We start from the raw sequence: 26,496 nt of genomic DNA on the forward strand, positions 1-26,496 counted from the left end.
ATGTTAAAATGACTATTAAAGAAATGATTCAACACGCATATTACGACTTATTAAGTTTAAAAGTAAATTGGTTTAATGGTATCATGTTAGCTCTGATAGTATTAGTTGCTAGTAGTATTACAACGCCATTTATTGGTGTGCCGGTAGGCTTACTTGGCGGTGGCTATATTTTGAAAAGATACGAAGAAAACAAACATTAGAATTAAAAAAAGAAGCTCAAAATGAATTGAGCTTCTTTTTCATTAATATTTCAAAAATATCTCTGTTAAATATATACTCAAATAACACATACATAAAAATAAACCCACTATAAAAATAAAAGATAATATACTAGTAAATATATTCCTTTTTTCACTAGATTTTACTTCGTTTGGATCTTTACCATTCATAAAAGCTACTATTCTATCGTAGTTATCTAAATTATATTTATATTTAATTTTATCTATTTGAGTACCACTATAAAAGCTAATTAAAAAAAGAATAGCAATTATTATAAATCCCCATGAATTAAAATAATATAAGAGAGGACCTATAAGTATAGAAGACAAAGTAAATCCAATAATCATAACTAACGACCAAATGTTCATTTTTCTTTTTATAGATTCTTGTTTATTTGAATTTAAATCTCCTCTAACTAAATCATCTAGTGAGATATCAAACAACTCACACATTACTAGTAAATTATGAATATCTGGATAACTCTTTTCATTTTCCCAATTTGATATTGTCTGTCTAGAAACATATAATTTTTCCGCTAAGTATTCTTGAGAATATTCATCTCTTTCTCGATATTTTCTTATTTGTTGACCGATATCCATTCATTCACCTCGTTATAAATTAAACTATTTTTATTTAATTTTTAAAATCATAATACTATATTTATAAAAACGTTTTTTCTAATAAAAATCTATCAATTTTCTTTTACATTATCTTAGTTTTAGTGTAAAAAATGTTTTACATTTTAGTGTATTGCAATATTTTAGGATCTTTAGAACAAATATAAGCAAAGTATTGGTAATGAAACTCCTAAAGGGGTAGGACAAATTAAAGATTGAGACCTTAATCATAAATAAACATGAAAAGACTTTGAGTTGACATAAACTGAAACTATCCCCTAGGAAAGCGAAATCGTATAATACTGATTATTAATAAAAAACCCATAGATTAAAATCATCTACGGGTTATATAAGAATAAGAATTATACTCTAATTTCTTATAGTTTCAATATTTTTACTATTCAACATTATATGCATCTAAAATTACTTTTAATAACTTTTTAATATAAGCTTCATTAAGGACGTTAGGTTTAATCAATATATTAAAATAAATCGGTGAAAAAATTAAATCAATAAATAAATCTTGGTCCGCTTCGTCAATATATTTAGAAATAATGGTCTTCAATATTTTACGATTGCTATCAAAATAACCTTTCATAAATATGTCACGTGCTTCAGATTGTTGATAACTAATTAATATTTCAATCACAGCACGACCTAAATGAGTTTGATAAATATTCATAACTCTTATTAGAAAATGATACAATTCATCGTACATCGTTTTATAATCATTTTCAAAAACGTGGATTCGACTGACAAACATATCGACAATAATAGATGATTTATCTTTCCAACGTCTATAAATCGTCGCTTTAGAAACACCTGTATTTTCAGAAATTTGATCTATTGTCATATCTCTAAAATAAGTAGTTTCTAATAACTGATCAATTTCTTTAAATATTTTTTCATTGATTGTTGGATCTTTCGGTCTTCCAGCCATCTTTTCTCCTTCTTAAACGTGAAATAAATTCTACAATTTCAAAGATAATTACTGCACTAATAAACCATACAACAAAACCAACCAAAATACTAAGTAACCACTCATGTGTAGAATATAACATTGCCCATGTTGCTAAGATACTACATAATACACCTGTCATACCAAAAACTGCACCTCTACTAACATGTTTGGCAACGACATCTCCATGTTGCATACCAGTAATAAATAAAGAAACAAGAAATACTGCAGGTAATGTTGCAAAAACGCCACCTAATTCTTTCCAAGGTAGCATAACTGAAATAATATAACTTAACATAACAGCTAAACCACCCACGAGAAATTTGATAAAAGTTAATTTCATTAAAAAATCCTCCAAATATTAAGAAATGTGTCGTACCGCAAAAATAGCAATTGAAATGACTAACCAACAAATAAATGCAAACGCTGTACCTTTTTTATAATCTCGTTTATTTATATAAATCGACGTAATAAATACTGAAATGATGCAAGAAATAATACCTATTATAGCTCCTGAACTAAGATGTATCGACATTTGAATCAGCTGTTCTCCTCGATGATCTATGGCTAAAGCAATAATAGCTGCTAGGTAGACTGCCGGCATAGTCGCAATAATGCCACCCATTTTTCCTCCTACTTTCTCAGCCATAATCGATGCAAAGGCAACAGCGATACCTCCAATCACAAAATGAAGTATCGCACTTGAAATTGATATTCCGAACACATGAAACCCTTCTTACCTTAATTATTAAACGATACGTTTCGTTTAATAATATTGTAATTCTATTTTTAAACTATGTAAATATGAAATAAAGAATCCATTATTATAAAATAGGTGACAAAAAAAGAACAGGATACTGAATGCAACATTCATTCTACCTGTTCTTTTAGTCATTAACGTTTATATAGTTTTATTTTAATTTCATAATAATCCTCGTGATCTTTATCACGATGCTCAACATGAATACCCGAGTCTTCAATGGCTTGAATACTCTTACCAACTTCATCACGTGCTTGTGTCAAATCTTTAGAAAATTGGAATGTTTTTGCTTTTACTTTTTCAGGGCCTAATTTTTGTTTCACACGAGCTTCTGTCTGTTTGACATTCAATTTCTGAGCAATAACTTGTTCAATCAATTGTTCTTGATCCGCTTCTTTTAAGGATAATACTGCGCGTGCATGGCGTTCTGTAATTTTACCTTCACGTAATCGTACAATTACTTTTGGTGCTAATTTAAGTAAGCGTAATTTATTAGCTATAAAACTTTGGCTTTTTCCAAGACTTTGCGCTAACTCACTTTGAGTGGTTTGTCCAATTTCAAGTAACTTTTTATACGCTTCGGCTTCTTCTATTGCAGATAAATTTTCACGTTGGATATTCTCAATAAGGGCCACTACAGCAGTTTCTTCATCATTCATATGACGAATAATGACGTCTGCTTTAGATTGATGCAAGGATTGTAATGCTCTAAATCGTCGTTCACCTGCAATAATTTCATACATATTCTCTTCTATAGGTCGAACGACAATGGGTTGTAATAACCCATGTTCTTCTATCGACTCAGCAAGTTCTGTAATTTTACTTGAATCAAACACTTGGCGCGGTTGATAACGGTTAGGTACGATACGCTCTATTTGAATGGATTCCACACTTGAATGACGATTTTCTTCAATATAATCAACGATGTCTTCTTTATTTTTTAAACCAAATAGTTTAGAAAAAGGTTTTTTCATTGTCCATTCACTCCTCTTAAAATCAATTTTAACATGAGTAACCGAAAAATTGATTAATTTTCTAATAAAGGAGCTTTATTAGGTGTACCAGGTTTTCTAGGATATTTTTTAGGTGTTTGACGGCGCTTATCAACTATAATCATTTGTCTTTCACCTGCATCTTCTGGTAAATCAAATGTGTAAGAATCACTAAACTCTCCACCTAAGATGCTTATACCAAATTGTGCTTCTGCTAATTCTTCTTCACCTTTTGCAGACTTTAATGCAATAAACTGCCCGCCTTTTTTAACTAACGGCAAGCATAACTCACTTAGAACAGTAAGTCTTGCCACTGCACGTGCTGTTACCACATCATATGTTTCTCTATTGACACCTTTACCAAATGTTTCTGCTCGATCATGAACAAAACTTACTTGTGTTAATCCAAGTTCAACTGCTAAATGATTTAAAAACTGAATACGTTTATTTAATGAATCGACAATGGTTACTTTCAATTCTGGAAAAACAATTTTTAAAGGAATACTTGGAAATCCAGCACCAGCCCCTACATCACAAAGTGTTAGTGGTTGATTAAAATCATAGTAAAATCCAGCTGTAATAGAATCATAGAAATGTTTCAAGTAAACTTCATGCTCATCAGTAATACTTGTTAAATTCATTTTTTCATTCCATTCAACAAGCAAACGATAATAGGTTTGAAATTGTTGTTGTTGTTGTTCTGTTAATTCAATCCCTTGCTCACTTAACGCTTTTGTTAACCATTCGATGCCACTCATTAATTTTTCACCCTTTGTAATTTACCTTGTTCTAAATATACAAGTAAGATAGAAATATCTGCAGGATTAACACCTGAAATACGTGATGCTTGCGCAATATTTAATGGTTTAACCTCTGCTAATTTTTCTCGTGCTTCAGTGGCTAAACTATCCACTTTACTATAATCTAAGTCTTCTGGAATTTTCTTTTCTTCCATACGTTTAACTTTTTCAACTTGTTGTAATGATTTATTGATGTAACCTTCATATTTCGTTTGAATTTCAACTTGTTCTTCTACCGCTTTTGGTAACTGATGTGTTTCTTCTAATATCTCTAAAATTGTATCATACGTCATTTCAGGACGACGCAATAAATCAATGGCTAAGATACCATCTTTTAAGCGTGAACCACCATGAGCTTCAATCACAGATTGCGTATGTTCATTTGGTTTAATACGGATATTTGATAAACGGTCAATTTCATCTTGAATTTGTTGACGTTTATCATTAAAACGTGCATAACGTTCTTCAGAAATCATGCCTAAGTCATAACCAATATCAGTTAAACGTAAGTCGGCATTATCATGACGTAATAATAAGCGATATTCAGCACGAGAAGTCAATAAACGATAAGGCTCATTCGTTCCTTTTGTTACTAAATCATCAATTAAGACACCAATATAAGCATCTGAACGACTTAGAATTTTTTCGCCTGTACCTAATACGTTACCTGCAGCATTAATACCTGCCATAATGCCTTGGCCTGCTGCTTCTTCATAACCAGATGTACCATTAATTTGCCCTGCAGTGTATAAGTTTTTAATCATTTTAGTTTCTAATGTTGGCCATAATTGTGTTGGCACAATCGCATCATATTCAATCGCGTAACCTGCACGCATCATATCTGCTTTTTCAAGACCCGGAATAGTAGCTAACATTTGGCGTTGAACATGTTCAGGAAGACTGGTTGATAAGCCTTGCACATAAACTTCATTCGTATTACGTCCTTCTGGTTCTAAGAAAAGTTGATGACGTGGTTTGTCATTGAAACGTACAAATTTATCTTCAATAGATGGACAATAACGTGGGCCTGTACCTTTAATCATACCTGAGTACATAGCTGATAAATGTAAATTATCATCAATGACTTTATGTGTACGATCATTTGTATACGTGAGCCAACAAGGGAGTTGGTCTAAAATGTATTCGGTAGTTTCAAAACTAAACGCACGACCAACGTCATCGCCAGGTTGAATCTCAGTTTTAGAATAGTCGATGGTTTTAGAATTCACACGTGGCGGTGTACCTGTTTTAAAACGCACAACTTCAAATCCAAGTTCTCTTAAATTATCAGCTAATGAAATAGATGGAAGTTGATGGTTTGGACCACTTGAATATTTCATATTACCTAAAATGATTTCTCCACGTAAAAATGTACCTGTCGTGATGACTACAGCTTTCGCATGATACTCTGTACCTATATTCGTACGTACACCTTTAACTTCATCATTTTCAATCAATAATTCGTCTACCATGCCTTGCATGATATCTAAATTATCTTCATCTTCAATGACACGTTTCATTTCTTGTTGATAAAGCACTTTATCAGCTTGAGCACGTAATGCACGAACTGCTGGACCTTTACCAGTATTAAGCATACGCATTTGAATGTGTGTTTTATCAATGGCTTTAGCCATTTGGCCACCTAATGCGTCGATTTCACGTACTACTATTCCTTTTGCTGGGCCACCGACTGATGGGTTACATGGCATAAAGGCGATATTATCTAAGTTAATGGTTAACATTAACGTTTTAGCACCACGTCTTGCTGAAGCTAATCCCGCTTCAATTCCAGCGTGACCGGCACCAATAACAATTACGTCATATTCTTGAACCATTGAATTGACCTCCCTATTTTTTCCTTAATTATTATTATTCATTTTAGACTACTGACCGTCTTAATTTTTATTATTTACCTAAACAGAATTGACTAAATAGCTGATTAATTAATTCATCGCTTGCTGATTCTCCAATAATTTCTCCTAATATTTCCCATGTACGAGTTAAATCAATTTGAACCATATCCATAGGAATACCAGCTTCAGCTGCATCAATAGCATCTTGAATTGTTTGTCTTGCTTGTTTTAAAAGTGAGATATGTCTAGAGTTTGAGACATAAGTCATATCTTGATTTTGTACTTCTCCACCAAAGAACAAATCTCTGATTTGTAATTCTAATTCGTCGATACCTTCTTGTTTTAACATTGATGTTTGAATAAGTGGTGTGTTCCCTATCATAGTTTTAACTTCTTCAATATCTAATCGACGTTCTAAATCTGTTTTATTAACGATAACAATCGCATCTTCATTTTTTATGACTTCATATAATGTACGATCTTCGTCAGTTAAAGGCTCGTTGTTATTTAATACAAAAAGGATTAAATCCGCTTCGCTTAATGCTTTACGTGAACGCTCTACGCCTATTTTTTCTACAATATCTTCAGTATCACGAATACCTGCTGTATCAACAAGTCTTAATGGGACACCACGTACATTAACGTATTCTTCTAATACATCTCGAGTTGTTCCAGCTACTTCAGTGACAATGGCTTTATTATCTTGAATAAGATTATTTAGCATTGAAGATTTACCTACATTCGGTTTACCGACAATCACTGTAGATAATCCTTCTCTCATAATCTTACCTTGAGTTCCCGTTTCTAATAATTGATCAATTTCATTTTTAATTTTTTTAGACTGCGCAAGTAAAAATTCCGTTGTTGCATCTTCAACATCATCATATTCTGGATAATCAATGTTCACTTCAACTTGGGCAAGAATTTCCAATATCGATTGACGTTGTCGTTTAATTAAATCACTCAACCGACCTTCAATTTGATTCATTGCAACTTTAGAGGCTCTATCCGTTTTAGAACGAATGAAGTCCATGACTGCTTCTGCTTGAGATAAGTCAATTCGGCCATTTAAAAACGCACGCTTAGTATATTCACCGGGTTCCGCCATTCTAGCGCCATGTGTCATGGTAAGTTCTAGTATGCGATTAATTGTCAAAATACCCCCATGACAATTAATTTCAATAATATCTTCACGTGTAAAGGTTTTTGGTGCACGTAAAACTGAAATCATCACTTCTTCTACAACTTCATCTGTCTCAGGATCTATAATATGGCCGTAATTAATAGTGTGTGATGGAACATCTTTTAATTTTTTCTTTCCTTTATATAACTTATCGCCTATTTCAACCGCTTCTGGACCAGACAACCGTACAATACCAATTGCACCTTCTCCCATTGGAGTTGAAATACTTGTAATTGTATCAAAATCCATTATCCATTCTCGCCTCCCTAGTTAAGTAAAATTTCAATATAATATTGTAATAAGTTTCTAATTAAATTGCGAATATATTGTTTTATAATCTATTCGTTAGTCTTCGGTTTGTCTGACATTAGACTTCCGTTAGTCTAATTTTATTTAATTCTCTTATTAAATACCTTTGCTATTTTCAATACATGTTCTAAACTGCCTTGAATCTCTAAAGTTGACATATTTTTAGCAGGTTGTCTCGCTATTACAATAATATCTTTTGAAATCATATCTTGCTTATGCACTTTAAAGTTTTCTCTAATGGCACGCTTAATACGATTTCGAGTTACAGCATTTCCGATTTTCTTAGAAACGCTAATGCCTAAGCGAAAATGTTCATACTCATTGTTTAATGTATACACAACAAATTGTCTATTGGCTACAGATTTTCCCTTTTTATAAATTTTTTGGAACTCACTATTCCTTTTTATACGATAAGCTTTCTCCACGCTTAAATCACTCGCTTACATTGTTCTTTATGTTACATTCATCTATTAAAATGTGTGGGTTTAAAACGAAAAAAAAGACCACTGAGAAGTCAGTGATCTTATGCTGATAAAACTTTACGGCCTTTACGACGACGACGCGCTAAAACTTTACGGCCATTTTTAGTGCTCATACGTTTTCTGAAACCATGAACTTTACTATGTTTACGTTTATTTGGTTGATAAGTACGTTTTACCATGCAAAACACCTCCATCTACATATTATATCTCGTTCACTAAATCTACTTCTAATGAACCTGACTATTTTAATAGATAAATAATAATTGTTAATATCAAATAATTTTGATTTAATTCGATTTTATCTAGTCATAATTCAAGCAACTACTACAATATAACAAATTACCATTTATAAAGCAAGCAGCTTTTGAAACCAATTAATGAATTTCAAGACGCTCTTTTAGTTATATCACTTTTATTTTTTTATATTTATACATTTCATTGATTTAGTAGTTTCTCAATTTTATACATATTTAATACACGTTTATAAATTATTTCCCAAACCTGTTATAGTACATTAAATTATGGTATCATTTTTTATCCACTTATTCACATATAGTATTTAATTTTTTGTGGATAATCAATAGCATATTCACAGATTTATACCAAATTTACAAACATATTCACAGCCATTTGACATCTATTGCAGTTAAAAAGTATAATTATGTGGATAAGTCGTCTGAATCATTTATCTTATAGGATTTTTTTATAAATTCTATACGTGTTTTTACTGTGTATAAATCATAGCATATATAAAGTTATCCACCGAATGTGATTAACTTGTGGATAATTATTAACATGCTGTGATTATTTTTATCCACGCTTATAAAAACTGTGTATAAGTCTTAAATTTATAGAAAGATGGAGTTTATATATGTCGGAACAAGAAATTTGGAAAAAGGTATTAGAAGTAGCTGAGTCAGAGATTTCGAAAACAACGTTTAATACGTTTTTAAAAGACACTGAACTTAAAGAAATTCGCGACAATGTTGCTTACATCTTTGTTATTCATGAGTTTTATGCTGATTGGTTAAACTCAAATTATAAAGATGTAATTCAAACAATTATGAAAGACATCATTGGTTATGAAGTTGATCCAAAATTTTACACTGCTGAACAACTCGCTGAACTTGATGAAACGAGTCGTAAACAATCAAATACTGTAAACAAAACGTCTGCCATTGATGATAGCCATGATGATATCGATCAATTTAATACGCATAATACGTTTGATACATTTGTGATTGGTCCTGGCAACCGCTTCCCACATGCAGCAAGCTTAGCTGTAGCTGAAGCACCTGCACAAGCTTATAATCCATTATTTATCTATGGCGGCGTAGGATTAGGGAAAACGCATTTAATGCATGCCATTGGTCATCACGTACTAAGTAATAAACCGAATGCCAAAGTGCTTTATACTTCAAGCGAAAAGTTTACAAATGATTTTATTAAATCCATTCGTAACAATGAACCTGAAGCATTTAGAGAAAAATATAGAAATATCGATGTATTATTAATTGATGATATTCAATTCATTCAAAATAAAGAACAAACACAAGAAGAATTTTTCCACACATTTAATGAATTACATCAAAATAAAAAACAAATTGTTATTTCAAGTGATCGTCCACCTAAAGAAATAGCAAAACTTGAAGATCGCTTACGTTCTCGATTTGAATGGGGTCTCATTGTTGATATCACGCCACCAGATTATGAAACACGTATGGCCATCTTGCAGAAAAAAATCGAAGAAGAGAACTTAGAAATTCCAGCAGAAGCATTGAATTATATTGCAAATCAAATTCAATCAAATATTCGTGAACTTGAAGGAGCTTTAACGCGTTTACTTGCTTATTCAAAATTACAAGGTAAACCGATTACAACAGAACTTGCTGCTGAAGCATTAAAAGATATTATTCAAGTTCCCAAATCTAAAAAAATCTCGATTCAAGATATTCAAAAAGTAGTTGGACATTATTACAATGTACGCATCGAAGATTTTAGCGCTAAGAAAAGAACAAAGTCGATTGCATATCCACGACAAATTGCAATGTATCTATCTAGAGAATTAACTGATTTTTCATTACCAAAAATTGGTGAGGAATTTGGAGGACGCGATCATACTACAGTTATTCACGCACACGAAAAAATTTCGAATGATATTAAGGCGGATCCAATTTTCAAACAAGAAGTCGAAGATTTAGAAAAAGAAATACGTAAACAGTAATAGGAAATATGAATCTGTTATATAACAGCATTGCTAAAATATGACATTCAATATCAAAGATGACTGTGCTTCTAAATAATTTTATAAATATAGCAAGAATCTAGAAAAGGTTAAATTGTGGATAATGTGAAAAAGTAATACACATCATTAACAACTTATCCACATGTGCATAACTTTGATATAAAAGGCGTTTCATGAGATATCCACTAATCCACAAGCCCTACTACTATTACTATGATTTTAAAACCTATATAATTTAAGTATAAACGACTGGAAGGAGTTTAAATTAATAATGGAATTTACAATAAAAAGAGATTACTTTATCACACAATTGAATGATACATTAAAGGCAATCTCACCAAGAACAACTTTACCAATTTTAACAGGTATCAAAATTGATGCTAAAGATAATAACGTTATCTTAACTGGTTCTGACTCAGAAATTTCAATTGAAATCACGATTCCTAAACAAGTAGATGGAGAAGATATTGTTGATATTACTGAAACTGGATCAGTGGTTCTTCCTGGTCGTTTCTTTGTTGACATCATTAAAAAATTACCAGGCAAAGATGTTAAATTATCAACAAATGAACAGTTTCAAACCCTTATCACATCAGGACATTCAGAATTTAATTTAAGTGGTTTAGATCCTGAACAATATCCATTATTACCGCAAGTATCACGTGATGATGCAATTCAATTATCTGTAAAAGTACTTAAAAACATTATTGCGCAAACAAACTTTGCAGTGTCCACCTCAGAAACACGCCCAGTTTTAACTGGTGTGAACTGGCTTATACAAGATAATGAATTAATATGCACTGCTACGGATTCACACCGCTTGGCTGTAAGAAAATTAAAGCTTGAAGATGAATCGGAAAATAAAAATGTTATTATTCCAGGTAAAGCATTATCTGAATTAAATAAAATTATGAGTGATAATGATGAAGACATCGATATCTTCTTTGCATCTAATCAAGTATTGTTCAAGGTCGGTAACGTAAACTTTATTTCACGTTTATTAGAAGGTCATTATCCTGATACAACACGTCTTTTCCCTGAAAACTATGAAATCAAATTAGGATTAGATAACGGAGAATTCTATCATGCGATAGATCGTGCGTCATTACTTGCACGTGAAGGCGGAAATAACGTAATTAAATTAAGTACTGGAAATGAGGTTGTAGAATTATCATCTACATCACCAGAAATCGGTACAGTAAAAGAAGAAGTTACAGCAACTGATGTTGAAGGTGGCAATTTGAAAATTTCATTCAACTCAAAATATATGATGGACGCATTAAAAGCAATTGATAATGATGAAGTTGAAGTAGAATTCTTTGGTACGATGAAACCATTTATCTTAAAACCAAAAGCAGATGATTCAGTCACTCAACTCATTTTACCAATCAGAACATACTAGTCATTAAAGATTAATTAAAAAGTTAAAGTAGAACAGAGTTCTTATTGAATTACTGTTCTACTTTTTTATTGATTAAAACAGTAATTTTAAACTATCTCAGAGGTTCATAGTGAAGCTAAATTTAGTAAAACGTGGTTTTTATCTACAACTCATTATATTCGCTGAAATAGGCCTTAAAATTAAAAATTGAGATATTGTCTCTGATTATTTTTGTCATAATTTCAAAAAATCATCTATTTTTTACATAACAATTTAAAATAACAAAAACTTATTTAAAAGTAAACGGTTTCACACTTCATTTTAAATGAAATTTATTCCTAAAAAAGGTATAATATAGTAATGATATATAAAGAAATGGAGTGATTATTTTGGTTCAAGAAGTAATAGTTGAAGGCGAGATTACGTTAGGTCAATTTCTTAAAACAGAAGGTATCATCGAATCAGGTGGACAAGCAAAATGGTTCTTACAAGATTACGATGTTTTATTAAATGGCGAACGTGAAACACGTCGTGGAAAAAAGCTAGCTGACCAAGATCGTATCGACTTCCCTGATATTCCAGATATCGATTCATTTATTATTATTCATCAAGGTGAGCAATGAAGCTTAAAACACTCCAATTAGAAAACTATCGTAACTATGAAGCGGTTACGTTAAATTGTCATCCTGAAGTGAATATTCTTATTGGAGAAAATGCACAGGGAAAGACAAATTTACTTGAATCAATTTACGTCCTTGCTTTAGCTAAAAGTCACCGAACCTCCAATGACAAGGAACTTATACGGTTTAACTCTGAGTATGCTAAAATAGAGGGTGAGCTAAGTTATAGACACGGAACCATGCCATTAACGATGTATATAACTAAAAAAGGTAAACAAGTTAAAGTGAACCACTTGGAACAAAGTCGACTAACACAGTATGTTGGACATCTAAATGTGGTTCTTTTTGCACCTGAAGACTTAAATATTGTTAAAGGTTCTCCTCAAATTAGAAGACGATTTATAGATATGGAATTAGGGCAAATTTCTGCAGTATATCTCAACGATTTAGCTCAATATCAACGTATTCTCAAACAAAAAAATAATTATCTTAAGCAGTTACAACTTGGTCAAAAAACAGATAAAACGATGCTAGAGGTTTTAAATCAACAATTTGCACAATATGCGCTTAATGTCACTTTAAGACGTGAGCAATTTATTGAAGAATTAGAGGCTTTAGCACAGCCTATCCACGCTGGTATTACGAACCAACGTGAAACATTATCTCTAAAATATTTACCAAGTATTAAACTTAGCGATACAAGTAAAAATAAGAGTGAATTATTAGATGAAGTCATCACGTTATTGAATGAATATCAACAACGTGAAATGGATAGAGCAGTATGTTTATACGGTCCACATAGAGATGACTTAGGATTTAATGTGAATGACATGGATGCTCAAACCTATGGATCTCAAGGTCAACAAAGAACAACCGCTTTATCAATTAAACTAGCAGAAATAGAATTAATGAACATTGAAGTCGGAGAATATCCGATTTTATTATTAGACGATGTCTTAAGTGAACTTGATGATTCTCGTCAGACGCATTTACTCAGTACAATTCAACATAAAGTACAAACCTTCGTAACAACTACATCGGTAGACGGTATTGATCATGAAATCATGAATAATGCGAAACTTTACCGAATTAATCAAGGTGAAATTATTAAGTAATAGAAAGTGATGGTGAATACATTGTCAGATGTAAACAACACAGATAATTATGGTGCTGGACAAATACAGGTATTAGAAGGACTTGAAGCGGTACGTAAACGCCCTGGTATGTATATTGGCTCAACTTCAGAAAGAGGTTTGCATCATTTGGTATGGGAAATCGTTGATAACAGTATTGACGAAGCGCTAGCTGGATATGCTAATCAAATTGAAGTAGTGATTGAGAATGACAACTGGATTAAAGTGACTGACAATGGTCGTGGTATTCCTGTCGATATTCAAGAAAAAATGGGACGTCCCGCAGTAGAAGTTATTCTTACTGTACTTCATGCCGGAGGTAAATTCGGTGGTGGCGGATACAAAGTATCTGGTGGACTACATGGTGTAGGTTCATCTGTAGTAAATGCGTTATCACAAGATTTAGAAGTGTATGTACACCGTAATGAAACAATTTATCATCAAGCATACAAAAAAGGCGTGCCTCAATTTGATCTTAAAGAAATAGGTAGTACGGATAAAACAGGTACAGTGATTCGCTTTAAAGCAGATAGTGAAATCTTTTCAGAAACAACCGTTTATAATTATGAAACACTTCAAAAACGTATTAGAGAATTAGCATTCTTAAATAAAGGTATTTCAATTACACTAAGAGACGAACGTGAAGATGAAGAACAACGTGAAGACACGTATCATTATGAAGGTGGTATTAAATCTTACGTTGAATTACTGAACGAAAATAAAGAATCTATTCATGACGAACCTATTTATATTCATCAGTCAAAAGATGATATCGAAGTAGAAATTGCAATACAATACAATAGCGGTTATGCTACAAACTTATTATCCTATGCGAATAATATCCACACATATGAAGGTGGTACACATGAAGATGGCTTTAAACGTGCACTTACACGTGTCTTAAACAGTTATGGGACTCAAAGTAAGATTATTAAAGATGATAAAGAACGTCTTTCAGGTGAAGATACACGTGAAGGTTTAACAGCAGTCGTCTCTATAAAACATGGTAATCCACAATTCGAAGGTCAAACGAAGACGAAATTAGGTAACTCTGAAGTACGTCAAATCGTTGATCGATTATTTTCAGAACACTTTGAACGCTTTTTATATGAGAATCCAAATGTTGCAAGAATCATTGTTGAAAAAGGAATCATGGCGTCAAGAGCACGTGTAGCAGCTAAAAAAGCGCGTGAAGTGACACGTCGTAAATCAGCATTAGAAATTTCAAGTTTACCTGGTAAACTGGCAGACTGTTCAAGTAAAAATCCTGATGAAAGTGAAATTTTCTTAGTTGAGGGTGACTCTGCCGGGGGGTCTACAAAAGAAGGTCGTGACTCAAAAACACAAGCGATTTTACCGTTGAGAGGTAAAATATTAAATGTGGAAAAAGCACGTTTAGATCGTATTTTAAATAACAATGAAATCCGTCAAATGATTACAGCATTTGGTACAGGCATAGGTGGCGAATTTGATATTTCTAAAGCCCGTTATCATAAGATTGTTATCATGACAGATGCTGATGTAGATGGTGCGCATATTCGTACATTATTACTTACATTCTTCTACAGATTTATGCGTCCATTAATTGAGGCTGGGTATGTATACATCGCTCAACCACCATTGTATAAGCTAACACAAGGTAAACAAAAATATTACGTCTTTAACGATCGTGAATTGGATAAATTAAAAGCTGAACTAAATCCTACTCCAAAATGGCAAATTTCTCGTTACAAAGGTTTAGGTGAAATGAATGCCGATCAATTATGGGAAACAACAATGAATCCTGAAAATCGTATGATGTTACAAGTAAAACTTGAAGATGCAGTAGAAGCGGATCAAACATTTGAAATGTTAATGGGTGACGTTGTTGAAAATCGTAGACAATTTATCGAAGATAATGCAGTTTATGCTAATTTAGATTTCTAATTTAACTTAATGTGAACTGACTATAAAAGGAGGATATCTTGATGGCTGATTCTCTACCACAATCAAGAATTAATGAAAGAAATATAACCAACGAAATGCGCGAATCATTTTTAGACTATGCGATGAGCGTTATCGTTTCACGTGCATTACCAGATGTACGTGATGGTTTAAAACCTGTACATCGTCGTATTTTATATGGTCTAAATGAACAAGGAATGACTCCAGACAAACCTTATAAAAAATCAGCACGTATTGTTGGGGACGTTATGGGGAAATATCATCCACACGGCGACTCTTCAATTTATGATGCTATGGTAAGAATGGCACAAACCTTTAGCTATCGTTATCCTCTTGTTGATGGTCAAGGTAACTTTGGTTCAATGGATGGTGACGGTGCTGCGGCAATGCGTTATACCGAAGCAAAAATGACCAAAATCACATTAGAACTGTTACGTGATATCAATAAAGATACTATTGATTTCTTAGATAACTATGATGGTACAGAAAGAGAGCCCGAAGTCTTACCTTCTCGTTTCCCTAACCTTTTAGTGAATGGTGCTTCAGGTATTGCGGTTGGTATGGCTACAAATATTCCACCACACAATTTAACAGAAGTCATTGACGGAGTCTTACGTTTAAGTCAAAATCCTGATATCACAATCTCAGAATTGATGGAAGATATTCAAGGTCCTGATTTTCCAACTTCTGGCTTAATTTTAGGTAAAAGTGGCATTAGACGTGCCTATGAAACTGGTCGTGGATCAATTCAAATGCGTGCACGTGCATCAATAGAAGAACGTGGCGGTGGTCGTCAGCGTATTGTTGTGACTGAAATTCCATATCAAGTGAATAAAGCAAGAATGATTGAGAAAATTGCAGAATTAGCGCGTGAGAAAAGAATTGAAGGTATCACAGATCTTCGTGACGAAACAAGTTTACGTACAGGGGTAAGAGTTGTTATTGATGTACGTAAAGATGCCAATGCAAATGTTATTTTAAATAATTTATATAAACATACACCATTACAAACATCATTTGGTGTAAATATGATTGCCCTTGTGAATGGTCGACCTAAATTAATTAACTTAAAAGAAGCGCTTGTTGAATATTTAGAACATCAAAAAACAGTTGTACGTCGTCGTACAGAATACAATTTGAAAAAAGCGAAAGATCGTGCACATATCTTAGAAGGTTTAAGAATTGCGCTGGATCATATTGATGAAATTATTTCTATTATTCGTGAGTCTGACACAGATAAAGTGGCGATGGAAACATTGCAAGAACGTTTTAAATTGTCTGAACGTCAAGCTCAAGCCATTTTAGATATGCGTTTACGTCGTTTAACTGGGTTAGAGCGCGATAAAATTGAAAATGAGTATAATGAATTATTAAGTTATATTGCAGAATTAGAAGAGATTTTAGCAAATGAAGATGTATTACTTCAACTTGTTCGTGATGAGCTTACAGAAATTAAAGAACGTTTCGGTGACGAACGTCGTACTGAAATTCAATTGGGTGGTTTAGATCACTTAGAAGATGAAGACTTAATCCCTGAAGAACAAATTGTCATCACTTTAAGTCATAACAACTATATTAAACGTTTACCTGTATCTACATATCGTTCACAAAACAGAGGTGGACGAGGTGTACAAGGTATGAATACCTTAGAAGAAGACTTTGTCAGTCAACTTGTAACATTAAGTACACATGATAATGTTTTATTCTTTACGAATAAAGGCCGTGTTTATAAGTTGAAAGGATACGAAGTACCTGAATTATCTCGTCAATCTAAAGGTATTCCAGTCATTAATGCGATTGAGCTTGAAAATGATGAAGTGATTAGTACGATGATTGCCGTAAGAGATTTAGAAGATGAGAACAGTTTCTTAGTCTTTGCTACTAAAAAAGGTATTGTTAAACGTTCTGCATTAAGTAACTTCTCTCATATTAATAAGAATGGTAAAATTGCGATTGGCTTTAAAGAAGATGATGAATTAATCGCAGTTCGTCTTACTGATGGTAAACAAGATATTTTACTTGGTACAGCACATGCCTCATTAATTCGATTCCCTGAAAATAGTTTACGCCCACTAGGTCGTACAGCTTCAGGTGTGAGAGGTATTTCTCTAAGAGAAAATGACGTAGTCGTAGGTTTAGACGTAGCCTATGCTGAAAGTGAAGATGAAGTTCTAGTCGTTACTGAAAAAGGTTATGGTAAACGAACACCTGTAAGTGAATATCGTTTATCTAATCGTGGCGGTAAAGGTATAAAAACAGCTAAAATTACAGAACGTAATGGTAATGTTGTATGTATTACAACGGTAAGCGGTCAAGAAGATTTAATGATTGTAACAGATGGTGGTATTATTATTCGTCTACAAGTTGAAGATATTTCTCAAAATGGCCGTGCCACACAAGGTGTGCGATTAATGAAATTAGGCGATAATCAAGCCGTATCAACCGTTGCGAAAGTCATTGATAAAACTGAAGATGAAGCTGCAACTGAAGCGGCACAACAAACAGAAAATGTGAGTGCCCAAACTACAGAAAGCGCAAATGAACAAGTGATAGATGATACGACACCTGGTAACGCTTTGCATACTGAATCTGATGAAGATGATGAACGCATCGAAGTAAGACAAGATTTCATGGATCGTGTAAATGAAGATATTGAGAATGATTCAGATCAGAATTAAATATAAAAATAAGACTTCCCACATATAGGGAAGTCTTATTTTTATTATTTATCGTTCTAATTCTTTCATTACATAAGGAATTTGATTAATTAATTTTGAAGGGGGCACAACGTACATTTTTTCAGAAAGTTTTTCACCAATATAACTGTGAATATAAGTTGCGCTCGTAACGGCATCTTGTAAGCTATCAAATTGACCTACAAAACTTGTAATCATACCAGCTAATGTATCACCCATACCACCTGTAGCCATTGCAGGTGTGCCAATTGGTAATTTGTATTCTTTATCTTTAAAGAAGATTTCTGTACCGTGTTTTTTTAGTACTACAGTAGCACCTAATTTATCCACAGCTTCTCTATTTCTTTCATACGTTTGTTCTTCAATAGGAATACCACTTAGACGTTCCCATTCTTTTTGATGTGGTGTAAAGATAACACGACATGTAGGAATATCAGGTTTAAGTTTACAAAATATTGTAATTGCATCACCATCTACAATTAAGTTTTGGTGGGGTTGAATATTTTGTAGTAAGAAAGTAATCGCATTATTTCCTTTAAAATCAACGCCAAGACCTGGTCCAATTAAAATACTATCTGTATTCTCAATCATTTTTGTTAACATTTTAGTATCATTAATATCTATTACCATTGCTTCAGGACAACGTGAATGAATGGCTGCATGATTAGTAGGATGTGTGGCTACAGTAATTAAACCACTTCCACTAAAAAGACATGCACGGGCAGCTAACATGATTGCTCCGCCTAAATTTGCACTACCACCAATTAAAAGAATTTTTCCATAATCACCTTTATGCGTTTCGTCATTACGTTTAGGAATTGTCACATTAGTTAATGTTTCCATATGATGAATCCTCCCTATTTAGATTCGAAAGTCATAACTTCTATATATTAAATCAATGAAATGATGAGTTATTAAGACAAGCGAAAATATCATGTGCATTTTAAATACAATAGAAAATATTATACCTGCTTAAGCGTTTCGTCAACACTATTTTAAATAAATTTATAAATGCTAAAATTGACAGAATTTTAACGTATGTAGTTTGTTATATTTGGTTGAGGTAACTGCTTGAAAATTATATATGACTTTGCTATATTAAAATTAACTTAATAAAGTATTGTTCGTAGGCTAAGTAACATAAGGGTATTAATTTCAGAGAGCTTGTGGTTAGTGTAAACAAGTAATTAATTTTTATGCGAATCTACCTACTTATATTGAACAATCGGTTTTAACCGTTATCGATAGTGGAGTGCAATTTAGTTTATTTAATTAAATTGTTAAATAGGGTGGCAACGCGTAGACCACGTCCCTTGTATGGGGACGTGGTCTTTTTTTATTTTAAATCGCTATGGTCACTCAATATAAATTTTTTGGAAGGATGAATATTATATGTTAGACATCAAGCAATTCAGAGACGAAACGGACAAAGTTAAGAGCAAAATTGAATTACGAGGAGATGATTCAAAGGTTGTTGATGAAGTATTAGAATTAGATAATCAACGTCGTGATTTAATTGGTAAAACAGAAGAAATGAAAGCACGTCGTAACAAAGTAAGTGATCAAATCGCTGAAAAAAAACGTAATAAAGAAGATGCAGATGACGTCATTAAAGAAATGCGTGAATTAGGCGATGAAATTAAAGAAAATGATGCAAAATTAAATGAAGTAGATAACAAAATTCGTGATATCTTAATTCGTATTCCAAACTTAATTGCAGATGACGTACCACAAGGTGCTGACGACACTGAAAATGTTGAATTAAAAAAATGGGGTACGCCTCGTGAATTTGATTTTGAACCAAAAGCGCACTGGGATTTAGTAGAAGAATTAAAAATGGCTGATTTCGAACGTGCTGCAAAAGTATCAGGTGCGCGCTTCGTTTATTTAACTAAAGATGGTGCTTTATTAGAACGTGCATTAATGAACTATATGTTAACAAAACATACAACACAACATGGTTATACAGAAATGATGACACCTCAATTGGTAAATGCAGATACAATGTTTGGTACAGGCCAATTACCTAAATTTGAAGAAGATTTATTCAAAGTTGAAAAAGAAGGCTTATATACAATTCCAACTGCAGAAGTGCCATTAACAAACTTCTATAGAAATGAAATTATCCAACCTGGTGTGTTACCAGAAAAATTCACTGGTCAAACTGCATGTTTCCGTAGTGAAGCGGGATCAGCTGGTAGAGATACAAGAGGTTTAATTCGTTTACATCAATTCGATAAAGTTGAAATGGTACGTTTTGAAAAACCTGAAGATTCTTGGGATGCATTAGAAGATATGACTCAAAATGCCGAAGCAATTTTAGAAGAATTAAAATTACCATATCGTCGCGTGATCTTATGTACTGGAGATATTGGTTTCAGCGCAAGTAAAACATATGACTTAGAAGTATGGTTACCAAGTTACAATGACTACAAAGAAATTAGTTCTTGCTCAAACTGTACTGATTTCCAAGCTCGTCGTGCTAACATTCGTTTCAAACGTGATGCTTCTTCTAAACCAGAATTAGTACACACATTAAATGGTAGTGGACTTGCAGTAGGTCGTACATTTGCAGCTATCGTAGAAAACTACCAAAACGAAGATGGTTCAATTACAATTCCAGAAGCACTTGTACCATTTATGGGCGGCAAAACAGAAATTCGTCCAGTCAACTAATCATTCAATAGAATTCAACTCATAAAGTGATAGAGTGACGTAGTCCTCTATCGCTTTATTTATTTTTATATTAAAATAAGACTGCCCTGAGAAAGGTAAATTCAAAAATATCGAAAATTTCTGATATTTTTAAAACGTTGAAGTATCAATATTTCTAAACGCCCTTCTCTCTAACCTCACTCAAACGGACGTCTAAAGATATTGAAGCGTCTATTAGATTATATTAGACTGAATTTAATTAAAATATATAGTCAATTTGAAAATACATATATAATGGGGGAGCTAACATGACGTCACATGTAACATTTCAACAAGGAGTCAAAGAATGTATTCCAACACTACTAGGATACATCGGTATAGGACTATCATTTGGCATTGTGGCAGCTTCTCAGGATTTTAGTGTTCTAGAAATTCTTCTGTTATGTTTATTGGTTTATGCAGGCGCAGCACAATTTATTATTTGTGCTTTAGTTATTACTGGTACACCTATATCAGCAATCGTGTTAACAACGTTAATTGTGAATTCCCGCTTCTTTTTATTGTCTATGACATTATCACCTAATTATAAAGATTATGGTATATGGAATCGTTTAGCTTTGTCTTCTCTTCTTACTGACGAGACCTTTGGGGTTGCTATAACGCCACACTTAAAAGGGGAAACAATTAATGACCGATGGTTACATGGATTAAATATTACTGCTTATTCATTTTGGGCAATCGCTTGTGTGTTAGGAGCAGTCTTTGGGAAATACATCTCTCATCCTGAAATGTTAGGATTAGACTTTGCGATTACAGCTATGTTTATTTTCTTGGCTATGGCTCAATTTGAAACGATTACACGTTCCAAAATAAGTATATATATCGTATTAATTGCGTTCGTTATTGTAATGATGTTCATTTTAAGTTGGTTGATGCCCTCTTATGTGGCCATTCTTGTTACATCAATTTGTGCTGCAACACTTGGGGTGGTGATGGATCGATGACGATAACTGGACATATGCTTTTACTCATCGTTTTATGTGGATTAGTGACATTAATTGTACGTGTCGTACCCTTTTTAATGATTTCACGTATTCAACTGTCAGAAACAGTCATCAAATGGCTGTCATTTATTCCGATTTCATTATTCACTGCGCTAGTTATTGATAGTTTTATCGTTCAACATAAAGGCATGCAGGGCTTTGAATTAAATATTCCATTCATTGTAGCAACCATTCCTACAGTCATTATCGCAGTTGTGACGCGTAGTCTAACCATTACTATTATTGTAGGTATTATATTCATTGCAGGTATACGATGGTTCTTTTAATCCATTTATTTACTGCGCATTGAAGTTAACCAGACAATTGTATTAAAATAAATTTAAATTAAACAATGCAATCAATATATAGATACTCTTATTTTGAGAAGTAGAGGGAATTGGCCCTATGAAGCTTCAGCAACCGACAAATCATTGTACGGTGCTACAACCAACGAGATACTCGAATGATAAGTACTAAAGTATTATCGCTTCACACTTTTAAAATTAAGAGTAGAAGCGATTTTTTTATTCTAAGGAGGCATAGCATGACAAATTATACAGTAGATACATTACATTTAGGTGCTTTTACAACAGAATCAGGTGAAACAATTGAGAATCTAAAATTGCGTTATGAGCACGTAGGTTATTCGGGACAACCGCTTGTTGTGGTTTGTCATGCTCTGACTGGTAATCATTTAACTTATGGTACAGATGAACATCCTGGATGGTGGCGTGAAATCATTGATGGTGGTTATATGCCAATCTATGATTATCAGTTTCTTACTTTTAATGTTATTGGAAGTCCTTTTGGTTCAAGCTCCCCATTAAACGATGCTCATTTTCCTAAAACAATAACATTAAGAGATATAGTTAAGGCAATTGAATTGGGAATAAAGGCCCTTGGATTTACTAAAATCGATATTTTAATTGGTGGCAGTTTAGGTGGCATGCAAGTGATGGAATTATTATATAATCATCAATTCGAAGTAGATAAGGCAGTCATCTTAGCAGCTACAGATAAAACCTCTTCATACAGTCGTGCTTTCAATGAAATTGCACGTGAAGCGATTCATATTGGAGGTAAAGAGGGACTTAGTATTGCAAGACAACTTGGATTCTTAACATATCGTTCTTCAAAAAGTTATGACGCGCGTTTCACACCAGATGAAGTAGTCAATTATCAACGTTATCAAGGCAATAAGTTTAAAGAATCCTACGATTTATCGTGTTACTTAACGATGTTGAATGTCTTAGATAGTCATCATCTTGATCGTCAGCGCGATGATGTGGATGAGGTCTTCCAATCTTTAAATACAAAAGTACTAACTATGGGCTTTACAGATGACTTGTTATATCCAGATGATCAAGTTAGAGCAGTAGGAGAACGTTTTAAATATCATCGTCACTTTTTTGTTCCAGACAACGTAGGCCATGATGGTTTTTTACTTAATTTTAATGACTGGGCACCTAACTTGTATCACTTTTTAAAAGTTTCGAAATTCAAACGAAAATAATAGATAAGAGAACAGTTAACACATTTGTTTAATTTGAATATAGAGGTTAAAATAGACGTTATAGTCAAAAAAGTATAGGAGTGGCGAATGTGTTTTCAAAAGTACATCCTAAAGCAATAATTATAGGAACTATCGTGCTTGTAGCAGTTGCTTTAGTTACGTATGTATTGCCAATAATTGGTCTGATTCTATGTTTATTCGCTACCATTCCAGGGATTATCATGTGGCATAAATCAATTGCTACATTTGGAATTGGAGCTTTACTCACTGTAGTCATCACGACCTTATTAGGGAATACCTTTGTATTAAGTGCCATGATTCTAGTTTTATTACTAAGTTTTGTAATTGGCCAATTATTAAAAGAACGTACATCTAAAGAACGCATCTTATATATTACAACAATGTATATAAGTATTGTGACGTTAATTGCATTTATGTTATTACAAGCGTTCAAAAAGATTCCAAATACCGAAGTATTGATTAAACCAGCAAAAGACGCAATGAACAATGCGATTGTAAATTCAGGCGTTGAATCAGATTATAAGATCATCTTAGAAGAAGGATTTCGTCAAATGGCTGTTCAACTTCCAAGTTACATCATTATTATGGTCTTTCTTTTAGTTTTAATTAATATCATCATTACATTTCCAATTTTACGCAAATTCAAAGTAGCAACACCTATTTTTAGACCTTTATTTGCTTGGCAGATGAATCGCACATTATTATGGATTTACATGATTGTGCTAGTATGTGTGATGTTTGCGATGAAACCAAGTATATTCCAAAGTATCGTATTGAATTTCGAAGTTGTGTTATCATTATTAATGTATATCCAAGGATTGAGTTTGATTCATTTCTTTGGAAAGGCCAAACGATTACCTGATGCGGTATCTATATTATTAATGGTCGTGGGGACAGTGATTTCACCCTTTACGCATATCGTATCATTACTTGGCGTACTTGATTTAGGAATTAACTTAAAACGAATGATTAAAAAATGACTTTAAAAAGTGAATAGAGGTGGAAGAATGAACCGTCAATCCACTAAAAAAGCATTGCTTATTCCTTACATTTTGATGGTGCTTACGGCAATTGCAATTGTTATTGTAGGGTTTATATTTAAACCTTTAATTGCAACGTTTACGGCGATTGCTTTAATCATTATGATCGTCATTAGTGCGGTATTGATTAAACAAGCATTATCAAAAATGGATAATTATGTGGATAATCTGAGTGGTCATATTTCAGCAGGAAGTAATAAAGCAATTAAACGCATGCCAATTGGTTTAGTTGTGATTGATGCTGACGATCACATCGAATGGATCAACCAATATATGTCTGAACATCTAGAAACGAATGTCATCTCAGAACCAGTCAATGAAGTTTTTCCGAATATTCTTAAGCAACTTGAAAGAATACAAGAAATAGAAATCGAACATGGTCAGTACCATTATCATGTGCGTTATTCTGAAGAAGAACGTTGTTTATATTTCTTCGATATTACTGAAGAAGTACATACAAATGAATTATATGAAGAATCAAAGCCTATCATTGCAACGTTGTTTTTAGATAACTACGATGAAATTACACAAAATATGAATGACACACAACGTTCTGAAATCAACTCAATGGTGACACGTATTATTAGTCGATGGGCAACTGAATATAACATTTATTTTAAACGTTATAGTTCAGATCAATTCGTAGCGTATTTAAACCAAAAAATCTTAGCAGAAATAGAAGATTCTAATTTTGATATTCTAAGTCAGTTACGTGAAAAAAGTGTAGGCTATCGTGCACAATTGACATTAAGTATTGGTGTTGGTGAAGGTACCGAAGATTTAATTGAACTTGGTGAATTATCTCAATCAGGACTTGATTTAGCCTTAGGTCGTGGAGGAGACCAAGTTGCAATTAAAAACATGAATGGTAATGTCCGCTTTTACGGAGGTAAGACTGACCCGATGGAAAAACGAACACGTGTTAGAGCACGTGTTATCTCTCACGCATTGAAAGATATCTTAACTGAAGGCGACAAAGTGATTATTATGGGACATAAACGTCCCGACTTAGATGCGGTTGGCGCAGCTATTGGAGTATCTCGATTTGCGTCAATGAATAATTTAGAAGCATATGTGGTACTTAATGAAGAAGATATCGACCCAACATTAAGTCGTGTGATGGAAGAAATTGATAAAAAACCTGAATTGAAAGAACGATTTGTGACATCTGATGAGGCTTGGGATATGATGACGTCAAAAACAACGGTTGTTGTGGTAGACACACATAAACCTGAAATGGTATTAGATGAAAATATTTTAAATAAAGCGAATCGTAAAGTAGTCATTGATCATCATAGACGTGGAGAAAGCTTTATTTCAAATCCATTACTCGTTTATATGGAACCTTATGCAAGTTCAACTGCAGAACTTGTCACAGAGTTATTAGAATATCAGCCAACAGAACAACGTTTATCACGTTTAGAATCTACAATTATGTATGCAGGTATTATTGTTGATACACGTAATTTTACATTACGAACAGGTTCAAGAACGTTTGATGCGGCAAGTTATTTACGTGCGCATGGTGCCGATACAATCTTAACGCAACAATTCCTTAAAGATGATGTTGATACGTATATTAATCGTTCTGAATTGATACGTACAGTTGAAGTTCAAGATCACGGTGTCGCGATTGCTCACGGTTCTAATGATAAAATCTATCATCCTGTAACAGTTGCACAAGCTGCGGATGAATTGTTAAGTTTAGAAGGCATTGAAGCTTCTTACGTTGTAGCGAAACGTGAAGATAATCTTATTGGTATTTCAGCACGTTCATTAGGCGGTATTAATGTTCAATTAACAATGGAAGCCTTAGGTGGCGGAGGTCACTTAACAAATGCTGCAACGCAAATAAAAGGTGTCACTATAGAAGAAGCAATCGAGCAATTACAACAAGCAATTACTGAACAAATGAGTAGGAGTGAAGATACATGAAAGTAATATTTACACAAGATGTTAAAGGTAAAGGTAAAAAAGGTGAAGTTAAAGACGTGCCAGTAGGTTACGCAAATAACTTTTTATTAAAAAATAA

General features: G+C 33.1%; 24 protein-coding genes, 1 pseudogene, 1 riboswitch and 1 other annotated feature. Of the genes and pseudogenes, 14 read left to right on the top strand and 11 right to left on the bottom strand.

What is annotated here, in order from left to right; all coding sequences use genetic code 11:
- Window positions 1–8 precede the first annotated feature (8 nt).
- Entirely contained in the window at window positions 9–200 is a 192-nt protein-coding gene (locus tag HMPREF2647_RS08865) for a VraH family peptide resistance protein (RefSeq protein WP_017175632.1), read from the top strand.
- A 42-nt stretch (window positions 201–242) separates the two neighbouring features.
- Here HMPREF2647_RS08865 and HMPREF2647_RS08870 read toward each other — a convergent pair whose 3' ends face one another.
- The 10 genes from HMPREF2647_RS08870 to rpmH all read right to left on the bottom strand — a co-directional run bounded on the left by HMPREF2647_RS08870 (window position 243) and on the right by rpmH (window position 8,352).
- On the bottom strand, window positions 243–818 hold the full coding sequence (locus tag HMPREF2647_RS08870) for a helix-turn-helix transcriptional regulator (RefSeq protein ID WP_017175631.1): 576 nt from the start codon (window positions 816–818) through the stop codon (window positions 243–245).
- Between the two features lie 415 nt (window positions 819–1,233).
- Entirely contained in the window at window positions 1,234–1,776 is a 543-nt protein-coding gene (locus tag HMPREF2647_RS08875; protein ID WP_017175630.1) for a TetR/AcrR family transcriptional regulator, read from the bottom strand.
- Window positions 1,742–2,137 (bottom strand): DUF3147 family protein, encoded by a 396-nt coding sequence (locus HMPREF2647_RS08880; RefSeq protein WP_017175629.1) that lies wholly within the window; start codon window positions 2,135–2,137, stop codon window positions 1,742–1,744. The genes HMPREF2647_RS08875 and HMPREF2647_RS08880 overlap by 35 nt, the downstream gene beginning before the upstream one ends.
- An 18-nt stretch (window positions 2,138–2,155) precedes the next feature.
- Window positions 2,156–2,518, bottom strand: coding sequence for a DUF3147 family protein (locus HMPREF2647_RS08885; RefSeq protein WP_070859961.1), 363 nt, complete (start codon window positions 2,516–2,518; stop codon window positions 2,156–2,158).
- 170 nt (window positions 2,519–2,688) lie between these two features.
- Complete coding sequence (gene noc / locus HMPREF2647_RS08890; protein WP_017175627.1) at window positions 2,689–3,528, bottom strand: nucleoid occlusion protein; 840 nt, start codon at window positions 3,526–3,528, stop codon at window positions 2,689–2,691.
- A gap of 53 nt (window positions 3,529–3,581) precedes the next feature.
- Window positions 3,582–4,304 carry a 16S rRNA (guanine(527)-N(7))-methyltransferase RsmG gene (gene rsmG, locus HMPREF2647_RS08895; protein ID WP_048762524.1) on the bottom strand — a complete coding sequence of 241 codons (723 nt, stop codon included), beginning with the start codon at window positions 4,302–4,304 and terminating at the stop codon, window positions 3,582–3,584.
- On the bottom strand, window positions 4,304–6,181 hold the full coding sequence (gene mnmG / locus HMPREF2647_RS08900; protein ID WP_070859962.1) for a tRNA uridine-5-carboxymethylaminomethyl(34) synthesis enzyme MnmG: 1,878 nt from the start codon (window positions 6,179–6,181) through the stop codon (window positions 4,304–4,306). The genes rsmG and mnmG overlap by 1 nt, the downstream gene beginning before the upstream one ends.
- A gap of 70 nt (window positions 6,182–6,251) precedes the next feature.
- Window positions 6,252–7,631, bottom strand: a complete 1,380-nt coding sequence (gene mnmE / locus HMPREF2647_RS08905; RefSeq protein ID WP_049420567.1) for a tRNA uridine-5-carboxymethylaminomethyl(34) synthesis GTPase MnmE — start codon at window positions 7,629–7,631, stop codon at window positions 6,252–6,254.
- Window positions 7,632–7,771: 140 nt separating this feature from the next.
- Window positions 7,772–8,116 (bottom strand): ribonuclease P protein component, encoded by a 345-nt coding sequence (gene rnpA, locus HMPREF2647_RS08910; protein WP_017175623.1) that lies wholly within the window; start codon window positions 8,114–8,116, stop codon window positions 7,772–7,774.
- 98 nt (window positions 8,117–8,214) lie between these two features.
- Entirely contained in the window at window positions 8,215–8,352 is a 138-nt protein-coding gene (gene rpmH / locus HMPREF2647_RS08915) for a 50S ribosomal protein L34 (RefSeq protein WP_000240855.1), read from the bottom strand.
- 692 nt (window positions 8,353–9,044) lie between these two features.
- Between rpmH and dnaA the strand changes: the two genes are divergently transcribed.
- The 6 genes from dnaA to gyrA all read left to right on the top strand — a co-directional run bounded on the left by dnaA (window position 9,045) and on the right by gyrA (window position 18,174).
- Complete coding sequence (gene dnaA, locus HMPREF2647_RS08920) at window positions 9,045–10,397, top strand: chromosomal replication initiator protein DnaA (protein ID WP_002488122.1); 1,353 nt, start codon at window positions 9,045–9,047, stop codon at window positions 10,395–10,397.
- Window positions 10,398–10,686: 289 nt separating this feature from the next.
- Complete coding sequence (gene dnaN, locus HMPREF2647_RS08925) at window positions 10,687–11,820, top strand: DNA polymerase III subunit beta (protein WP_025987126.1); 1,134 nt, start codon at window positions 10,687–10,689, stop codon at window positions 11,818–11,820.
- Window positions 11,821–12,179: 359 nt separating this feature from the next.
- Window positions 12,180–12,422, top strand: a complete 243-nt coding sequence (yaaA, locus tag HMPREF2647_RS08930) for a S4 domain-containing protein YaaA (protein WP_170999996.1) — start codon at window positions 12,180–12,182, stop codon at window positions 12,420–12,422.
- Window positions 12,419–13,534, top strand: a complete 1,116-nt coding sequence (recF, locus tag HMPREF2647_RS08935) for a DNA replication/repair protein RecF (RefSeq protein ID WP_017175622.1) — start codon at window positions 12,419–12,421, stop codon at window positions 13,532–13,534. The genes yaaA and recF overlap by 4 nt, the downstream gene beginning before the upstream one ends.
- Window positions 13,535–13,543: 9 nt before the next feature.
- Entirely contained in the window at window positions 13,544–15,478 is a 1,935-nt protein-coding gene (gyrB, locus tag HMPREF2647_RS08940; protein ID WP_017175621.1) for a DNA topoisomerase (ATP-hydrolyzing) subunit B, read from the top strand.
- A gap of 41 nt (window positions 15,479–15,519) precedes the next feature.
- Window positions 15,520–18,174, top strand: a complete 2,655-nt coding sequence (gene gyrA / locus HMPREF2647_RS08945; RefSeq protein WP_049382261.1) for a DNA gyrase subunit A — start codon at window positions 15,520–15,522, stop codon at window positions 18,172–18,174.
- Between the two features lie 48 nt (window positions 18,175–18,222).
- Here gyrA and HMPREF2647_RS08950 read toward each other — a convergent pair whose 3' ends face one another.
- Complete coding sequence (locus HMPREF2647_RS08950) at window positions 18,223–19,035, bottom strand: NAD(P)H-hydrate dehydratase (protein WP_002488487.1); 813 nt, start codon at window positions 19,033–19,035, stop codon at window positions 18,223–18,225.
- Window positions 19,036–19,305: 270 nt separating this feature from the next.
- Window positions 19,306–19,509: a binding site (T-box leader), on the top strand.
- Window positions 19,510–19,584: 75 nt separating this feature from the next.
- Between HMPREF2647_RS08950 and serS the strand changes: the two genes are divergently transcribed.
- The 7 genes and pseudogenes from serS to HMPREF2647_RS08985 all read left to right on the top strand — a co-directional run.
- Entirely contained in the window at window positions 19,585–20,868 is a 1,284-nt protein-coding gene (gene serS / locus HMPREF2647_RS08955) for a serine--tRNA ligase (RefSeq protein WP_002488451.1), read from the top strand.
- 287 nt (window positions 20,869–21,155) lie between these two features.
- The gene (locus tag HMPREF2647_RS08960) at window positions 21,156–21,851 is read left to right on the top strand and encodes an AzlC family ABC transporter permease (protein ID WP_017175619.1); all 696 of its coding nucleotides are present in this window, start codon (window positions 21,156–21,158) and stop codon (window positions 21,849–21,851) included.
- Window positions 21,848–22,177, top strand: a complete 330-nt coding sequence (locus HMPREF2647_RS08965) for an AzlD domain-containing protein (protein ID WP_017175618.1) — start codon at window positions 21,848–21,850, stop codon at window positions 22,175–22,177. The genes HMPREF2647_RS08960 and HMPREF2647_RS08965 overlap by 4 nt, the downstream gene beginning before the upstream one ends.
- A gap of 85 nt (window positions 22,178–22,262) precedes the next feature.
- A riboswitch (SAM riboswitch) is annotated at window positions 22,263–22,363 on the top strand.
- A 71-nt stretch (window positions 22,364–22,434) separates the two neighbouring features.
- Window positions 22,435–23,403, top strand: a complete 969-nt coding sequence (locus tag HMPREF2647_RS08970) for a homoserine O-acetyltransferase MetX (protein ID WP_017175617.1) — start codon at window positions 22,435–22,437, stop codon at window positions 23,401–23,403.
- A gap of 89 nt (window positions 23,404–23,492) precedes the next feature.
- The gene (locus HMPREF2647_RS08975; protein ID WP_017175616.1) at window positions 23,493–24,404 is read left to right on the top strand and encodes a YybS family protein; all 912 of its coding nucleotides are present in this window, start codon (window positions 23,493–23,495) and stop codon (window positions 24,402–24,404) included.
- 27 nt (window positions 24,405–24,431) lie between these two features.
- The gene (locus HMPREF2647_RS08980; RefSeq protein ID WP_070859963.1) at window positions 24,432–26,399 is read left to right on the top strand and encodes a DHH family phosphoesterase; all 1,968 of its coding nucleotides are present in this window, start codon (window positions 24,432–24,434) and stop codon (window positions 26,397–26,399) included.
- Window positions 26,396–26,496, top strand: a pseudogene (locus HMPREF2647_RS08985) (50S ribosomal protein L9); the annotation flags it as partial. The gene HMPREF2647_RS08980 and the pseudogene HMPREF2647_RS08985, both read left to right, overlap by 4 nt.

This window comes from Staphylococcus sp. HMSC035D11 (assembly GCF_001836075.1).
In the GTDB taxonomy this organism is placed as follows: domain Bacteria; phylum Bacillota; class Bacilli; order Staphylococcales; family Staphylococcaceae; genus Staphylococcus; species Staphylococcus hominis.

Excerpts from the sequence above, each read along its gene's own strand:
- HMPREF2647_RS08865 (WP_017175632.1), top strand. The coding sequence starts at position 9 with ATGACTATTAAAGAAATGATTCAACACGCATATTACGACTTATTAAGT.
- HMPREF2647_RS08870 (WP_017175631.1), bottom strand. The coding sequence starts at position 818 with ATGGATATCGGTCAACAAATAAGAAAATATCGAGAAAGAGATGAATAT.
- HMPREF2647_RS08875 (WP_017175630.1), bottom strand. The coding sequence starts at position 1,776 with ATGGCTGGAAGACCGAAAGATCCAACAATCAATGAAAAAATATTTAAA.
- HMPREF2647_RS08880 (WP_017175629.1), bottom strand. The coding sequence starts at position 2,137 with ATGAAATTAACTTTTATCAAATTTCTCGTGGGTGGTTTAGCTGTTATG.
- noc (WP_017175627.1), bottom strand. The coding sequence starts at position 3,528 with ATGAAAAAACCTTTTTCTAAACTATTTGGTTTAAAAAATAAAGAAGAC.
- rsmG (WP_048762524.1), bottom strand. The coding sequence starts at position 4,304 with ATGAGTGGCATCGAATGGTTAACAAAAGCGTTAAGTGAGCAAGGGATT.
- mnmG (WP_070859962.1), bottom strand. The coding sequence starts at position 6,181 with ATGGTTCAAGAATATGACGTAATTGTTATTGGTGCCGGTCACGCTGGA.
- mnmE (WP_049420567.1), bottom strand. The coding sequence starts at position 7,631 with ATGGATTTTGATACAATTACAAGTATTTCAACTCCAATGGGAGAAGGT.
- rpmH (WP_000240855.1), bottom strand. The coding sequence starts at position 8,352 with ATGGTAAAACGTACTTATCAACCAAATAAACGTAAACATAGTAAAGTT.
- dnaA (WP_002488122.1), top strand. The coding sequence starts at position 9,045 with ATGTCGGAACAAGAAATTTGGAAAAAGGTATTAGAAGTAGCTGAGTCA.
- recF (WP_017175622.1), top strand. The coding sequence starts at position 12,419 with ATGAAGCTTAAAACACTCCAATTAGAAAACTATCGTAACTATGAAGCG.
- gyrB (WP_017175621.1), top strand. The coding sequence starts at position 13,544 with ATGGTGAATACATTGTCAGATGTAAACAACACAGATAATTATGGTGCT.
- gyrA (WP_049382261.1), top strand. The coding sequence starts at position 15,520 with ATGGCTGATTCTCTACCACAATCAAGAATTAATGAAAGAAATATAACC.
- HMPREF2647_RS08950 (WP_002488487.1), bottom strand. The coding sequence starts at position 19,035 with ATGGAAACATTAACTAATGTGACAATTCCTAAACGTAATGACGAAACG.
- serS (WP_002488451.1), top strand. The coding sequence starts at position 19,585 with ATGTTAGACATCAAGCAATTCAGAGACGAAACGGACAAAGTTAAGAGC.
- HMPREF2647_RS08960 (WP_017175619.1), top strand. The coding sequence starts at position 21,156 with ATGACGTCACATGTAACATTTCAACAAGGAGTCAAAGAATGTATTCCA.
- HMPREF2647_RS08965 (WP_017175618.1), top strand. The coding sequence starts at position 21,848 with ATGACGATAACTGGACATATGCTTTTACTCATCGTTTTATGTGGATTA.
- HMPREF2647_RS08970 (WP_017175617.1), top strand. The coding sequence starts at position 22,435 with ATGACAAATTATACAGTAGATACATTACATTTAGGTGCTTTTACAACA.
- HMPREF2647_RS08980 (WP_070859963.1), top strand. The coding sequence starts at position 24,432 with ATGAACCGTCAATCCACTAAAAAAGCATTGCTTATTCCTTACATTTTG.